Annotated in this window: 13 protein-coding genes; 8 read left to right on the top strand and 5 right to left on the bottom strand. The window is 52.8% G+C overall.

Annotation, left to right across the window (positions count from 1 at the left end; genetic code table 11):
* The first annotated feature begins 325 nt into the window (after window positions 1-325).
* From EAV92_RS21435 to EAV92_RS21420, 4 genes are all read left to right on the top strand, one after another.
* Complete coding sequence (locus tag EAV92_RS21435) at window positions 326-2,275, top strand: sensor histidine kinase (protein WP_164472878.1); 1,950 nt, start codon at window positions 326-328, stop codon at window positions 2,273-2,275.
* Window positions 2,272-2,922 (top strand): response regulator transcription factor, encoded by a 651-nt coding sequence (locus EAV92_RS21430; RefSeq protein ID WP_123042967.1) that lies wholly within the window; start codon window positions 2,272-2,274, stop codon window positions 2,920-2,922. The genes EAV92_RS21435 and EAV92_RS21430 overlap by 4 nt, the downstream gene beginning before the upstream one ends.
* A 12-nt stretch (window positions 2,923-2,934) precedes the next feature.
* Entirely contained in the window at window positions 2,935-4,224 is a 1,290-nt protein-coding gene (locus tag EAV92_RS21425; protein WP_241158343.1) for an MFS transporter, read from the top strand.
* A 92-nt stretch (window positions 4,225-4,316) separates the two neighbouring features.
* Window positions 4,317-5,786, top strand: a complete 1,470-nt coding sequence (locus EAV92_RS21420; RefSeq protein ID WP_123042965.1) for a hypothetical protein — start codon at window positions 4,317-4,319, stop codon at window positions 5,784-5,786.
* Between the two features lie 115 nt (window positions 5,787-5,901).
* Here EAV92_RS21420 and EAV92_RS21415 read toward each other — a convergent pair whose 3' ends face one another.
* Window positions 5,902-9,297 (bottom strand): S-layer homology domain-containing protein, encoded by a 3,396-nt coding sequence (locus EAV92_RS21415; RefSeq protein WP_164472877.1) that lies wholly within the window; start codon window positions 9,295-9,297, stop codon window positions 5,902-5,904.
* A gap of 784 nt (window positions 9,298-10,081) precedes the next feature.
* Here EAV92_RS21415 and mscL point away from each other — a divergent pair.
* The gene (gene mscL, locus EAV92_RS21410) at window positions 10,082-10,459 is read left to right on the top strand and encodes a large conductance mechanosensitive channel protein MscL (RefSeq protein WP_123042963.1); all 378 of its coding nucleotides are present in this window, start codon (window positions 10,082-10,084) and stop codon (window positions 10,457-10,459) included.
* A gap of 37 nt (window positions 10,460-10,496) precedes the next feature.
* Here the strand turns inward: mscL and EAV92_RS21405 are convergent, their stop codons facing one another.
* Together EAV92_RS21405 and EAV92_RS21400 are read right to left on the bottom strand one after the other, a co-directional pair.
* Window positions 10,497-11,702, bottom strand: coding sequence for an MFS transporter (locus EAV92_RS21405; RefSeq protein ID WP_277424241.1), 1,206 nt, complete (start codon window positions 11,700-11,702; stop codon window positions 10,497-10,499).
* Entirely contained in the window at window positions 11,702-12,280 is a 579-nt protein-coding gene (locus EAV92_RS21400) for a cysteine hydrolase family protein (protein WP_123042961.1), read from the bottom strand. The genes EAV92_RS21405 and EAV92_RS21400 overlap by 1 nt, the downstream gene beginning before the upstream one ends.
* Before the next feature lie 120 nt (window positions 12,281-12,400).
* On the opposite strand from EAV92_RS21400, the gene EAV92_RS21395 reads away from it, so the two are divergent.
* From EAV92_RS21395 to EAV92_RS21385, 3 genes are all read left to right on the top strand, one after another.
* Window positions 12,401-13,024 carry a TetR/AcrR family transcriptional regulator gene (locus EAV92_RS21395; RefSeq protein ID WP_123042960.1) on the top strand — a complete coding sequence of 208 codons (624 nt, stop codon included), beginning with the start codon at window positions 12,401-12,403 and terminating at the stop codon, window positions 13,022-13,024.
* A gap of 162 nt (window positions 13,025-13,186) precedes the next feature.
* A complete protein-coding gene (locus EAV92_RS21390) occupies window positions 13,187-13,663 on the top strand; it encodes a hypothetical protein (protein WP_123042959.1) in 477 nt (158 codons plus the stop codon).
* A complete protein-coding gene (locus EAV92_RS21385; protein WP_123042958.1) occupies window positions 13,660-14,181 on the top strand; it encodes a hypothetical protein in 522 nt (173 codons plus the stop codon). The genes EAV92_RS21390 and EAV92_RS21385 overlap by 4 nt, the downstream gene beginning before the upstream one ends.
* A 48-nt stretch (window positions 14,182-14,229) precedes the next feature.
* Here EAV92_RS21385 and EAV92_RS21380 read toward each other — a convergent pair whose 3' ends face one another.
* Window positions 14,230-14,946, bottom strand: a complete 717-nt coding sequence (locus tag EAV92_RS21380) for an SDR family oxidoreductase (RefSeq protein ID WP_123042957.1) — start codon at window positions 14,944-14,946, stop codon at window positions 14,230-14,232.
* Window positions 14,947-15,031: 85 nt separating this feature from the next.
* Window positions 15,032-15,475: an HNH endonuclease gene (locus EAV92_RS21375; protein WP_123042956.1), complete on the bottom strand. Its 444-nt coding sequence runs from the start codon at window positions 15,473-15,475 to the stop codon at window positions 15,032-15,034.
* Between the last annotated feature and the right edge of the window lie 109 nt (window positions 15,476-15,584).

Genomic DNA, 15,584 nt, shown 5'->3' with positions numbered 1-15,584 from the left:
GTTTTACAAATGAATCATAACAAGGCGGCATTCCCGATCACGAGGGCAGGGCATACCTATTTCGGTCGGGAAGTTTCGGTAGGAGATTCGGGAAACGAAAGGTCCGGGAGAGTCGTTCTATGCATGGATTTTCTTGGTTGATATAATAATGGCATCCAAAATGGCGGGCCAGGTGATCGTGATGAGACTCAGGAATCTATCGCTGCAAATTCTCGCTTATCTGATGATTGCGGCTGCCTCGCTATTTTTTATCCGAAATATACCTGTCTATTACGATTTATTGCGGTCGAAATGCTTTCTTCAATCCTGCGAGCCGATCGGACCCTTGTTTTATACGATTGAGACGTTAAGCCGATACCGCCTGACGCCGGACTCCTACGCTTTGGCTTTCGTGCTCAATGATTGCGGGCTGGCTTTGGTTTATTTCGCGGCGGCGGTCGTCATTCTTCTCAAAAGCAAACGGGACGGGATGGCACTCCTTGCGGCGGTCGCTCTCGTTACGTACGGCTGCACGTTTTCGTCCCTGTTGTATCTTGCCGCTGAGGGGCGCCCGGCTATTGCGTCATGGACGGAATTCATCGCGGTCGTCGGAAGAATGGCGCTGTTTTTATTTTTGCTGCTATTTCCGAATGGCAAGCTGACAACGCCATGGACAATGGCCGCTTACGTTCCGTTCTGCTTGGTCCAGCTGCTGAGTCTGACCTTCCCCGGAACGCCGCTTGATCTCAAGGTTTGGCCCGGTCATCTTAGGATCATGTACTACGGAATTATGATCGTGACCGCCCTAGGGTCGCAAATCCATTCTTATCTGAAGCGGATTAACCGTGAGCATGGGCAGCAGACCAAATGGGTCGTGTATGGCGCCGCAATGTCCTTTCTCGGTTTCTTCGTGACCAGCGGATTCATCGTGCTGCTCCCCTCGCCTAATCCGATCACCTATATCTCCTTAATTGCTGTGCTGTCGGTTGCCGTCTCCATCATCCCCCTCACGCTTGCGTTCGCGGTGCTTCGCCATCGGTTGTGGGATATCGATCCGCTGGTGAATCGGACGCTTCTGTACGGAGCTTTATCGCTTTCCATCCTGCTCGTCTACTCACTCTCCGTCTGGTATCTGGGGAATTTATTTCAGGCCCGGGGCAATTACTGGGTTTCGTTGATCGCCACCGCGATTGTCGCCGTCATGTTCGGGCCCCTCAAAGAATGGCTGCAAAAGCTTCTAAAACGTCTGATGAAAGGCAGGCATGATGATCCTTATGCCATATTGGCCGGCCTTGGCAATCAGTTGATCAAACCGATCGACCCCGAGGAAATGGTGAAGGTTGTCGCGGAGTCCGTCCGGGACGCGCTGCGTCTGCCTTATGCGGCGATATCGATTGATGTTAACGGCGTGCCGCAATTGGCGGCAGCTTCGGGCGTCACGCGATACGACACCTATCACTTCCCGATTCTGCACGGAGGGGAACGTGTCGGATCGCTGACGATCTCAAGCCGTTCTCCGGACGAAACCTTCTCCTCGGATGACCGAAAGCTGCTGGAAGTCATGTTGCGCCAAGCCGGCCCGATCGTCCAAAACGTGAAAATGCATCTGGGCATGAAGCTTCTTGCGGGCGACCTGCAGGAGTCCCGGGAAAAGCTTGTGTTAGCACGGGAGGAGGAACGAAGGCAAATTCGGCGAAATTTGCATGACGAACTTGCGCCCCGGCTATTGTCGCTTGGTTTCAATGTCGCCGCGGCCGAACAGTACATCGGCAAAAATCCCGATACCGCGAAGCAAATGCTCTCGGAGCTTCGCGGGGAAATCCGTTCCACGGTGACGGATATTCGAACCTTGGTTCACGACATGCGCCCGCCGGCCTTGGATGAGTTTGGCTTGCTAGGCGCGATCCAAGCGCGCATCGACCAAATGCATCTCCCCGAATTGACCGTTCGCCTGCATGGCCCCGAGCAGCTTCCTCCGCTGCCCGCTGCAGTAGAGGTCGCCGCTTATCGCATCGTCGTGGAATCCTTCGTGAATGTCGTGAAGCATGCAAGGGCGACGAGTTGTGATATCAACATAGACGTTCACAATGACAAACTCATCATGCAGATCGAAGACAACGGGATCGGCCTTTCTCGCCTTGTGCAGCCGGAGCCCGGCGGAGGCATCGGCCTGAATTCCATTCAAGAACGGGCTGCCGAGCTCGGAGGTCACTGTACGGTGGAACCGCGCGACACCGGTGGGACCGTGATTAAAGCTGTCATCCCGTTCGGTGCCAAAGGAGAGGAAAGCGCATGAAAATTTTGTTGGCCGACGATCATCCGCTTTTTCGAAGCGGAGTACGCAATTTGATTCAAACCACGGACGATTTGGAAGTAATCGGGGAAGCTTCGACCGGGGAAGAGGCCGTTGAGCTGGCTGTACGGCTTCAACCGGATGTCATCGTGATGGATATTCGCATGCCGGGCATTAATGGGATTGAGGCCACTCGCCTGATTATGGAGAAGGATTCCCGGATTAAAATCCTCATCGTCACCATGCTCGCAAACGACAAGTCCGTTTTTAGCGCGATGCAGTCCGGGGCCCGGGGATACGTATTGAAGGATGCCGGGGAGATGGAGTTGCTGCAGTCCATTCGGATGGTGGGCAACGGCGGCGCTGTTTTCAGCACCGATATCGCCTCCAGAATGATGGATTACTTCTCGGTGACGAAGCAGAACGCCCCGCTCAATCCGGCATTGGCAGAGCTGACCGCGAGGGAAATGGAAATTTTGCAATTCATTAAAGACGACTACACGAATGCCAAAATTGCCGCGGCCCTTCACCTGAGTCCCAAAACCGTTGCGAACCACATTTCCAATATCCTTAATAAGCTGCAGGTTGCGGATCGTCACGAGGCCGGCATGCTTTATCGGTCAACCAGTGATGAATTGAATGACGAATGAGAGGTGAACGCCTTGCACGAATTTGATACCCCCGACAAGCAGAGAGCTCTATATAAACGGACGTTATTCATCGTCAGTCTTTCGCAAATATTCGGCGGTGCCGGGCTGGCGGCGGGGGTTACGGTGGGCGCGCTCCTCGCGCAGCAAATGCTTGGAACGAATGCGTATGCAGGATTGCCGGCAGGTCTGCTGACATTGGGGTCCGCAGGAGCTGCGTTTTGGGTCGGAAGGCTTTCTCAGCGTTTGGGGCGCCGGACAGGTCTTACGGCAGGATTTCTTGCCGGCGGGCTTGGCGCGATCGGCGTTGTCTCGGCTGCCGTGCTGAACAGCGTATTCCTGTTATTCGTCTCCCTGCTGATTTACGGCGCTGGTACGGCGACCAATCTGCAAGCTCGTTATGCCGGCACGGATTTGGCGAGCGCCAAGCAGAGAGCGACGGCGGTCAGCATCGCATTGGTTTCGACGACGTTCGGTGCGGTAGCCGGTCCGAACCTGGTGGATGTCATGGGCCGCTTTGCGAGCTCACTCGGCATCCCCGCACTCGCGGGTCCTTTTCTGCTCGGTGCAGCGGCATTCCTATCGGCGGGTCTTGTCGTTTTCGTGTTGCTTCGTCCGGATCCCCTGATCGTGGCCAAAGCGATCGCGCAAGCTCAGCAACATACCGGGCAAGCTGCGGAAGGTACGGCTGCCGTTCTACAACCGCTCAATAAAAGAGGCGTAGCGGTAGGCGCTGCGATCATGGTGCTCACTCAAATCGTGATGGTGGCCATCATGACCATGACGCCCGTACATATGCAGCATCATGGCCACGGGCTCCGCGAAGTCGGTCTCGTCATCGGCATCCATATCGGAGCGATGTACCTTCCCTCCCTCGTGACCGGTATCTTAGTCGATAAGATTGGCCGGATGGCGATGACCATCGCTTCGGGAGCGACCTTGCTTCTTGCAGGCGTACTGGCGGCTGCCGCACCGGGAGATTCCCTCGTGTACTTGGTTCTGGCCCTTGCATTGCTGGGTTTAGGGTGGAACTTCGGCTTGATCAGCGGCACGGCGCTCATTGTCGATTCGACGCAGTCGTCTTCGCGGGCCAAGACGCAAGGCACGGTGGACGTGTTGGTTGCGCTGGCAGGAGCTTCCGGCGGCACCTTATCCGGCATGGTTATGGCGGGCACCAGTTATGCCACGCTTTCCTTGGCCGGCGGTATCATGTCCCTGATTCTGATTCCCGTGGTGATATGGTCTCGTGGGGGCGGTCAGCGACAGACGGCCGTCCAGCAGGGAAAGTTGAACAAAACGTTATAGGAAAAGCCGACCTCACGGGGTCGGCTTTTTTCGGCAACCGTGCAACATTTATCCTCTTAGATCGTTCTACTTAATCGGGAGGAGTGACTTAGATGATGAAAAAGAACGCTGCATTTTTGGTATCGATACTGACGCTGTTGTTCACCTTGGCGATTCCGCAAACTCTTTTTGCTGCACCCAGCCAAGTGAGCGTGACTTTGCCGAGCTTTAACGTGTCCCTCAACGGGATTAAGATCGATAACGCTTATCGGCAGTACCCGCTGATCGTGTACAAGGACATTACCTATTTTCCGATGACCTACAATGACAGCCGGTTCCTCGGGGTGGAAACGACCTGGGACAGCAACAATGGACTGGCGATCAATCAAACCCGTGTCGCCGCCGCTTATCGCGATGTGCGGGGAATGTTCGTGAATAAGAAGACGCAGACGGCAACGATCCGGACGGGCGACCTTCATTTGAACGGAAAAGTCATTCGAGACGCCGATCAGGGGCAGTACCCGTTCCTCTCATTCCGCAACGTGACGTATTTTCCGCTTACCTGGAGCTACGCCGTGAAGGAACTCGGATGGTCTTATCATTTTGATTCCAAAACGGGACTAGCCGTCTCGTCCACCAATCCGAAGGTCACGAAAGCGGCCTCCATGCCCGGAACAACCGCGGACGGCGCAACCCTCTACCAAGGATACAAATACGCTATCGGAAAAGACGGAGCCGTGGTAAGTTCCAAAGTCGGAACCATCGGCAAATCCGTGACGCTCACTCAGCTTCCGATCTGGAGCGAAGGGGACGGAAAATCCCGCGTGACAGGCAGCTTGTACGTGCAAGACGGAAGTCTATGGCTGTCCTACCATCAAGGCGGAGCCATCATGGGACATGATGAATACTTTAGGTTGAACGAGAAGGGTAAATTCGAACTCGCGGAGTCCGGTTACCTGACGTTTCGGACGTTCGGAGACACGAAAATCAAAGTGAGACAAGGCTTTCCGCCGAGCCCGAACAATTTGAGCGTGGCAATCGGAACCCAGGAAGCAAAGCCGGCCGGCGATCCCGCTTACGTATATGGCGAGACTATGAAAGCTCTAGCTAATGGAGGATCCACGGGCAGCAGCAGCCGCGATCTCAGCTTGATCGATCACGATCTTTATGTACTGGCTTACAACATGGAGAAGGACACGGATTTCAGCCGCCTCCACAAAATCAATCTGGTAACCAACGAGACCACTCGGGTCAGCGATCTGGAAGCGACGGGATTCGCGATTATCGGGAACAACGTTTATCTGAACAGCGACGGCGACCTCTATCGATTCTCTTTGGAAGGCGGGCCGGAAGAACATCTGAACCCCGAATCCAAACTCGCATCGGTAACCGAAGACGATGGCTACGTCCTGTGCACATTCGTCAAAGAAGCCAATACGCCGTACACGCTTGTCGTTTATGATCTGAATGGCAATATCGTTTTCAAAACTTCCGATGTGGTCAGCAGCTCGGCTGTCGAGGGCGGGAAGGTGTATTATACGGAGAAGGAAGGCCATAATGTTTATAGCGCTTCGCTGAAATAAGCTAAGATGACAAATGCGCCCCCATTGATTGGGGGCGCATTTCTTTACTTGCTTTAACAACAATATTTTCGATTCATCTTTGTCACCCTTAGAAATTCTAGATACTCTTATACGATCATATCAAATCCGATTTTTGAAGCAAACGCTGGATCAGTACGGCAACTTCCGCTCTCGAAATATAAGCTTTGGGAGCCAAAAGGCTTTCATTTCGTCCCGAAACGATTCCCGCACTTATGCTGTCGGCAACGCCGTTCTTCGCCCATTCCGAAATGTTTATCGAATCTGCATACGGCTTCAGCCAATCTTCTGCCGAACCGGCCGGAATCTTTGCCTTCAAATTCGTGAATCGCATCGCTTTTGCCACGATCACCATGGCTTGTTCTCTCGTTATTTTCGCCGTTGGGCGGAACGTTCCGTCTTCGAATCCGCTGATCAGCCCGTACGAGTGAGCGGTCGACACCGCGCTGCTGAACCAATCCGAAGGCTTCACGTCAGAGAACGGGAAATTTCCGCTTTCGAGCTTCAATCCCAAGCCACGAACCATAATTGCCGCGAATTCCGCTCGGGTTATATCTTGATCCGGTTGGAAGAGGTCCGCGGTTATACCGCTAATCACCATTCTGGAGCCCAAGTCGTTCACGGCTGCTTTAGCCCAATGTCCGGCTACATCCTTAAACTCGCGCGGATTCCAAACAACGGAGTACGTTCCATTCGTCGGGCTGCTGATTTTGGCGTAATACTTCCCTTCAACGTTAATGATCTTCGTCGGCACTTGACGCACGGTTCCATCCGGTTCGATCACGACTCCGGTAGTGATCTTATGGGGATCTACTCCGTCCGGTATGGCAATGGTACGTTCCACAAAACCGTTGAACTTCGGGATCTCAACCGTCGTATTGCCGGAGGTCGCTTTTACCGTGAATTCGATTGGAGGCACGACGATCGCGAACCCTCCGGAAGCCGCGGTATTTTCCACGACCTTCATCATGTCGGCGGCAGGCTTGCCGATTTCGATTTGAAGATCGATATCCTGCAGGGCACCGATATTGATTAGCTGGGCCGGCAAAGTAAAGGTTGCGTTCTCCGTCTTGATCACGACGACCGCTTCATTTTGTTTCATGGCTTTGACCAGCCGACCGTTCAATTCGCCCACGATAACGTCGGATTGCGTACGGACCCGAATCGTGATCACTGCACCCTGGCCTTCAGCCGTCAGCTTCTCCCCTATTTTCTGCGGATCGACAACGACGGTCGTAGCGGTTTGCTCCTTCCTTACGGTTTTCGTCGCCATTCCTGCATTCTGCACCGCCTTGCCGTTGACCAGAATTTCCACTGCCTGACTCTGATTCCCGGTCGAGTTTGTAGACCCGGTCGTGCTCGTGGCAGGCGCACTCGGCGTGACGGGAGCGGAGGCCGCGGAAGCCGGACTGCTTCCCGCGCTGTTGATCGCTTTTACCGTAAAAGTATAGGACGTTCCGTTCGTCAATCCCGTAACGTTAATCGTATTCGTTGTCCCGCTCACAACGATACCGCCGGGAGAAGATATCACCTGATAGCCGGTCACGGCGCTTCCGCCATTGTTCGTCGAAGGGGTGAACGTGATGGTCGCTTGGCCGTCTCCTGCAGTCGCCACGACGTTGGTCGGTGCCAGTGGGACTGTCATCGGCGTTGCGCTCACCTGGTTGGAAGCTGAGCTCTCGCCGCTCCCGTTCATTGCCGTAACGACGAAATAATAAGTCGTTCCATTGGTCAACCCGGTCACATCCGCTCCATATACCGAACCGGTAACGGTTAATGCTTCCGTTCCGTAGGTGCTGGAAGTTACGCTTTGGTAGATTTTATAGCCTGTCGCGCCGGCCACCGGGCTCCAGCCCAGACTGACTTTGCCGTCTCCCGCAGTTGCGGAATGAATATTCGGCACGCCGGGAACATCCACCATGAAGTAGGCGATGTAGGTAATCGGAGCCGTCACCGGTGTCGATGCCACTTGCGCGGACGTGAGTTTGGTGACGCCGCCGTCACTGCTCCAGCCGGCGAACACATAACCGCTGTCGGGAGTGACTGCCGGCACTGTTGCAGGGGTTCCGCCGCTGCCGACCATCTCGCTCGTCGAACTGATCGAGCCATTGGCTCCAACAACATAGCTCACCGTATAGGTAATTTGCGCCCATTGGGCGTATACGTTCTGGTTGCCGGTGACGGTCGTTGCCGCCGTGAACGGGCTGCCGCTTCCGTTCGATGCGGTGTTCCAGCCTGCGAACGTGTAGTGCGCCCGCGTCGGCGCGGTAGGCAGCGTGCCCACATTGCCTCCATGGGTGACTGTAATCGTCGCCGGTGAGGCATCCGTATCCCCGCCGTTCTTATCGAACGTGACTGTGTACGTGTTCAGTGACCATTGCGCGTACACCGTCTGGTTTGCGGTGACGACCGTCGATGCGGTAAACGCGCTGCCGGTTCCGTCCGCAGCCGTGTTCCAGCCCGCGAATGTGTGGCCCGCACTCGTCGGCTCGGTCGGCAGCGTGCCTACGTTGCCTCCATGAGTGACCGTTATCGTCGCCGGAGAGGCATCCGTATCTCCGCCGTTCTTATCGAAAGTCACCTTGTGGTTGACCACCAACGTCGCCGGATTACTGGTTACACTGCCCCCTCCATTGGTGACCTCAACCGTGTAAACGCCCGCGTCGCCGGATTGTGCGCTGGCAATGGTAAAAGTAGCGGCATTCGCTCCGTTAATGTTGGTACCATCCTTCTTCCATTGGTAACTGAGCGGCTCGTCACCACCGGCAGTCACGGAGAAGGAAGCGGACTGTCCTTGCGTCACCGTCTGGTCAGCCGGGTGGATTATGATCGTCGGAGACTGCACCTGGTACAGCACCAAATCTCCCGAGATATCGTTATAGACCCCGAACCCCGGTTGAGGATTCAAGGTGTAGGGAGTATATCCATATTGCGAAGATTCGGATGAATCCGCAGCCGTCCAATCCTTGATTAGCACGCCTGCGTTTGTATATTCTTTCACTCTCGCTGTTTTGGTCGTACTGCTGAAATCATAGAGAATGGCTCTTCCGTCAGCCGTGGGGAATAGCATGGGATTCGGCCATGTAGGTTCGTAGTCGTAGGCAGAGACGGGACCGAAGGGCCCTCCCACGTTGATCGGTGTCCCCACGGCGCTCCCGTTTGGATCGTATATACTCATCGACAGGGAGGACGCGGGATCTCCGGAGAGGATGGCGAAGTTCCCGTTGGACAAAGCAGTGGCAAAAAGATTCGTCCCGCTGACAACGTCTTTTACGAAATTTCCGCTATTATCATATAACGTTGCCTGGAAGGCGTTGGTGGCCGAATTCGTTCTTTTGAGCAGCATCACCCGGTTATCGTTGTTCGCGGTCACGGAGTAAACCCTTTTGACCTGGCTGATCTGATCGGAAAACGTTACGGTTCGGACCGGGTTCATGTTCGCGTCGTAAAAATGCAAGCCGTAATCAAACCCCGTGTCATTGTGAAAAGTCACGGCCACTCCGCCATTGGACAGCAGGGCCGCGCTTGTCGGATAAGTCATATAGGTGGATGTTGCTAGCGTTGTTGCGGTGCCGACATTGCCGTCTTTATCGATAATCAAATATTTAAGATAACCGAATGAATCGCCGTTATTTGTATCTTCGACAAATACGATGAGCGTATCCCCCCCGTTCCTCGCGAAAGGGTAAACCCTGTAGGTCACAGTGTCATCCGTTCTTGTGAATAATTTTCTGCTGAATGCCTCCGTGCCGTTAGCGTTGAGAACCTTATACCAAATATCTTTCCAGCTGTTGGTATAAAACACGTATCCAACTCTTCCGTTCGGCAGTCCGATCGCGCTATCCACATAGCTTCCTGCTGAGTCATCGGTAATGTGGATTGTCGTGCGAGTGGCAGCTTGAGCTTTCCCTAAAAACAATCCGGAACTGAATAAGCAGACAGCCATTAGTAATAAAAAGAAAACTCTCGCACAAAACCACTTCGTTGCCGGACTATCGGACATGAATGCCCCTCCCAACGCGATTATCCATCGTGAAACATATTGTATCAAATTAATAATACATTTTGTATCATTCGGTGGGAGATGAAGTTTGGTGAGTACGAAAAAACCCAACCGGTGAGGTCGGGCTTGGTGATGGTCGCTCAAATTAACACGGGTTTTGCGGCTTATTTTTCATGAAAACGGATTTCGATTGTATTTTGCAAGTCGTGTCTTTATAATGCTTTGAGTAATGGGAACGAAATGACCCTTACCTCACTTGAAGGAGATTCATCCTATGTGGAAAGAGTTTAAGGCTTTTGCGCTGAAAGGCAATGTTCTTGACCTGGCGATCGGGGTTATCATCGGTGCCGCATTCGGAAAAATCGTGACTTCTTTAGTCAATGATCTCATCACGCCCATTATCGGTTTGCTTATCGGAGGCGTTGACCTGAATGGCCTTCACTTCAAGTACGGCGACGCTGTCTTGAATTACGGCACCTTTCTCCAGACGGTCATTGATTTCTTAATCGTCGCTTTTTCCATTTTCTTATTCATTAAACTCATCACGAAGTTCAAGAGAAAAGAAGAAAATAAGCCGCCGGCACCGGCCGCTCCTTCTAAAGAAGAAATTCTGCTGACGGAAATTAGGGACTTGTTGAAACAAAAGCAATAAACCGACGTGATTCTCCCCTTTAAGTAGGCGCGACTACTTAAAGGGGAGTTTTCATTTGTTTAGCCGCGATCGTTTGCTCTAACTTGCGATTGAAGAGCAACATCAAGGCATTCGCGAAAAGAACGCCCATGGTGATATAGAAAACGTAATGGATGTCGAACATCGCAGACACCGTACTGCCTAAGAGCGGGCCGATCATGTTACCGAGAAATTGGGAAGAAGAATTCAAACCGAATGCCCGGGCTTGAACTTCCTGCGGAGCCAGCTTCTTTACGAGAACGTTGAGAGACGGCAGCATCCCGCCGACAAACAACCCGAGCAGAAATCGGCCGATCAGAAGCACGTTGATATTGTGGGTTAAAGCCTGCGGTATAAAGGTCAAGCCCGACATCACCAGCGAGAAAATGAGGATCTTCCGCTGACCGACGCGATCCCCGAACCGCCCGAGCAAGGGAGACCCGATCAAATTGGCGACGCCGGTCACGGAGACGACCAGTCCCGCGATGAATTCAAGATGGACGCCATGGTAAAGCAATTTCGTATAGATCGACAAAATCGGTTGAATGGACATCATCCCGATTTGGGTGACCATGGTGGCGACGAATACGGGAATGAGCGGAGCCATCAATCGCCAATTGCCCGCTCCGCGTGAACTTTCTTTCTCTTTGGATCGCAGAGGAGCTCCTTTGTCCACGAAGACCATCACGACGATACTTGCCGCAAGCAGAAGCGCCCCCGTCAAGACGAATACATAACGGAAACCGACGGCTTCAGCCAAAATGCCCCCGATCAAAGGTCCGATCAAGCTTCCGGCCATTTGACCTGTCTGCAAGGTGCCCAAAGCCTTTCCGGCATGTTCATTCGGGGTGACCGACGCCTGCAAAGAAATGGACATCGAGATAAACCCGGAAAAAACGCCGTTGATCAGCCTTAAGACAAGCAATTGCCAAGGCGCGTCTACAAAACCCATAAGGATGGTCATGACGGCCATGCCAATTCCGGCCCTCAAAAGCATCACTTTGCGCCCGTATTTGTCCGCCATCGCTCCCCATAAAGGCTGGAAAATGACAGCGGTCACGGATTGCGCGGCAAAGATCCATCCGGACCATAGATTGATATCTCTCAGTTGATGAACGCCAAGCTCTTCGATATACAACGGCAAGAAAGGGATGATCAAACTCACCCCTGCCACCGCGATGAAATTAGAGGTCCATAAAATCCATAAGGTTCGTTTCCATTTCATCATGCTTCGTTCAAGCTTTCAATCCAAGCCCCCGCCGTCATCACGTCGGCCTGACGGGGGAACACTTTCTCCATGAGCACGTTGTGCACCTCGGGATCGGCGTCAAGACACGCATCCGAGAGCACCTGGAGTTCGAAATCCTTATCCGCCGCTTCCCGAAGCGTCGACAATACCACTCCGCTCGTTGAGATGCCGGTCAGCACAAGTTTGCTGATCCCGCGAGCGCGGAGAATGACTTCCAGGTCACTGCCGGCAAAGGCGCTTATGCGGCGCTTCGTTACAAGCACATCACCCGGTTGCGGCTTCACCGAGTCGTGAATTTGCGTCGCCTCGTCCGATTCCGTCATGCCTTGAGGCCGTTGAGTGACCGCCCCAAAAAACTTGTTGTTCGGGCTGACTTCCGGATAACCTTCGCGAAAAGCGACGCGGACATAGATGATCTGGATGCCGCGGCTGCGCGCGACCTCGATCGCTTGCCGGAACGGAAGCAGCGCCTCCGGCTTGTCAGCGAACCGAGACACGATGCCGTTCTGCAGGTCCATCACCAGGAGAGCCGTGTTTGGAAGCTTACTTGTCATAGGTTGAACACTCCTCTGTCGCATGTTAGGATGAAGCGGAGACCTCTCCTCTTTATATAAACGGAGAATTCTCCGCTTGTCAATGGCAGAGAATGATGGACGGAAAGGAAGCTGGAAATCATGAGCAAGGCAGAGATCCCCCCTTCCCGTGCGGAACGCCGGGATGCCGCGGAAAATCGGCAACGTATCCTGAACGCCGCCATCCGATTGTTCGAGCAGTATGGCGTCGAGCAGGTCAGCATGAATCAGATTGCCGCGGAAGCGCAGCTCGGCCCGGGTACGCTTTATCGCCGCTATCGCAATAAAAGCGAGCTTTGTCAGGACCTGATTAAAGATCATGTCGATCTTCTGTTTGAGGATATGGAAGCATATTTGGAGCAAAATCAGCCGGAACCTCCGTATCTGCGGTTGAGAGGCATCCTGCGTTTATTCTTGGCTTTTCGAGAGAAGAAATTGCAGTTGCTGACCGGAGTCGAGGAATCCGTAACGTCCGGCCGGCCGAAGGACCGCCGTGCGCGCGGCCCCATTTACCATGAACTGCACAAGCTGCTTGTTGGGCTGTATGATGAGATGGCCGCTAGCGGAGTGGATCAGTCACCCCCAGATAGCGTTTTTCGCGCCGACATGTTGCTCACCGCACTAAGCAGCGACTCGTATATATTCCAGCGGGACATTCGCGGCTACTCGCCGGATACGATGCTGGAGCAGCTTTACAGAACTTTCGTGTTGTCGAAGGATGAATGAGCGATAGCGCAATAAAAAAACTCTGACCCCAAGGTCAGAGTTTTGAAATTTCATCACATGTGGCCGTCCGGATCCTCGAAGCTGTACACGAATAGGGGGGGTTTTTAGGGCAATAATGAACGAAAAGAAGGTTCACAATATGAAGTGACGGGGATTTGTGAAATGCCATTAGTCGTATGTGTTTTTATCGCCTGGTTAACCATCATTTTATTCGCCATCACGCCAAAAAGGCTGTCTATTCTGGATGTTGTCTTTTTGTACGGTATTGTACTAAGCCTTACCGCAACTTCTTACACCATACTCGATCTAAACTTTCATTACATAAGCATTCCAAAGAACGGCACCGCTTTGCTTGCGGCGACGGTATATCGAGTCATTACCGTTCCGCTTTTCATCCTGCTGGCCTTGAATGCTCTGCAAACTCCAGATGGAAGAAAACCGCAGTGGGGCATCCCCATCGTCATTTGGGTTGGACTAACCCTATTCGACTGGGCCCTAAACCGTTTCAAAATTATTTCGTATCATTACTCCTTCGTATGGCCCGTAATAGGAATAGGTTATCTGGGTTTATTCGTAATTCTTTGGGGTTTAACGTCCTGGTACAAGCGGTTTGACCAAAGGAAAGAGGGACATGCTTGACGGCCATAAAAGTATATGACACTCATTTTAATGCCAATGAGTGGTATGTGATTGCGGGATTGTGCCTCGGGCTCTTCATTATTTATAAAGTTCCTCCGCGCTTCCCAAGAAAACTTTCCGCTATTTTCTTTCTATGCGGAGTGACATTCGGAGCGTTGGCAGACCACTACATAGGTTCGATCGCATTCAGCTTTTACGACACCAATGACACATCCGCATTCGATTTTGCGGATATTCCTGCGTTGTTGATGTATGGTCCCTACAGTTATTTATTCTTTTACCTTTACGATCCGATTAAAAGGAAAACCAAATTGGCTCCATTGTACATTCTTTCTTGGGCGTTGGTTTCGGTGGTTTTCGAATGGACTGCCGTGCTGGCGGGGGTATTTCACTATACCGACGGTTATTGGCTTGGAATCTCCTTCATGATCTACCTCTTGGTTCAGTCGATATGGGTCTTTCTATTTCATCTTCTGGTAAATGCAGAAAAGAATGGCCATGAAGCTCTATTCACATAGAAGTTCATGGCCTTAGCCGTTTAACTCGTAAGATATTTCATAAGGAGTCTAGGACAGAAGCGCCCCGCCCTCGATCAGGATAACGGTACCGGTGGTGAATCCGTTTTTCGCAAGATAAACATAAGCTTCCGCAATATCTTCCGGCTGCGCGACCCGTCCCACAGGCAACTGGCTCGCGATCGCGTTGAACATGGATTTCCGATGTTCCTCCGGCATACCCGCGTAGACAGGCGTATCCACGATTCCGGGAGAAACTACGTTTACCCGAATCGGTGCAAGGTCGACCGCCAATCCGCGCATTAAACCTTCCAATGCCGAATTGATTGCGGCTAGAGTGGATGCACCTTTCGCGGGCCGTTTGCCGTAAACGCCGGAAGTCAAGGAGATCGACCCTTCTTTGTTCAAATAGGGCAGCGCTGCTTTAACCGTCATATACTGGCCCCAGAACTTGCTGTTAAAAGCGGTTTGCGCCTGATCAACCGGCAATTCGCGGAAATCGCCCATTGCGCCTTCGCCCGCCGTAATCACCAAGTGATCGAACTCGCCGACCTTTTTGAAAAGTGACGCGGCGTTCTCCTCGCTCCGAAAATCCAGCTCATACGTCTCGACATTCCCGCCAAGCGTCTGTTTCGCTTCCGAGAGCTTGGCGGAGGAACGGCTGGCAATAACCACCTGAGCCCCTTCCTCCAGAAATGCCTTCGCAGTCGACAGACCGATACCTGAAGTACCTCCCACCACAATGACGCGCTTTCCTTTCAATGACATTCGGATAGCCCCCTTGGTTGAATACGATACTTGCCACCCATTATAGTTTTCCTGACCGGCCTTTACAAACCTGCCCTCTCCTTTCCTAACGGAGGATGAACGCCTTCATCCTCAGGCCTAGAACTTTACCCGTATGACTGTATGTTGCTTTAATAATGCGGTAACCGAGCTTCATTACATTCGGAACAGAAAGAAATTTCTCCTTAAGGCAGGCGTACGCCGAGCGGTTACCTCGTTTCGAGTTGCAATCGCTGCATGCAGCAAGCAAGTTTCGAGGATGATCGGACCCGCCTTTGCTGGAGGGAACAATGTGATCTACCGTCGATGCAGGCAGTCCGCACCACAAACAAGTGTAATGATCCCGTTTTAAGGCGGCTTTTCGATATTGTTGGAAAACAAATGGGTTGTAGAGTAATTGGATGGTCCGCTCGTCGATCCAGACGGCACGGGCTCGGTTCACTTCCCGTTCGGCCCGGTGAGGCAAACAAGGGGTGAGGTTTTGGCCGTCCACATTGAGAACTGTGATCATGGTGTGTCACCTCCGAAGATTAGATCAAGACTTCTCAATGCTCCCCATACGAACCCGACTATTTCATGTCGGTTTCTTGGGTCGCTTATCTACTCGGCGCGGGGGTATC

Origin of the sequence: Cohnella candidum (assembly GCF_003713065.1) — a bacterium.
GTDB classification, from domain to species: domain Bacteria; phylum Bacillota; class Bacilli; order Paenibacillales; family Paenibacillaceae; genus Cohnella; species Cohnella candidum.
This window is presented reverse-complemented; position numbering and strand designations above follow the sequence as displayed.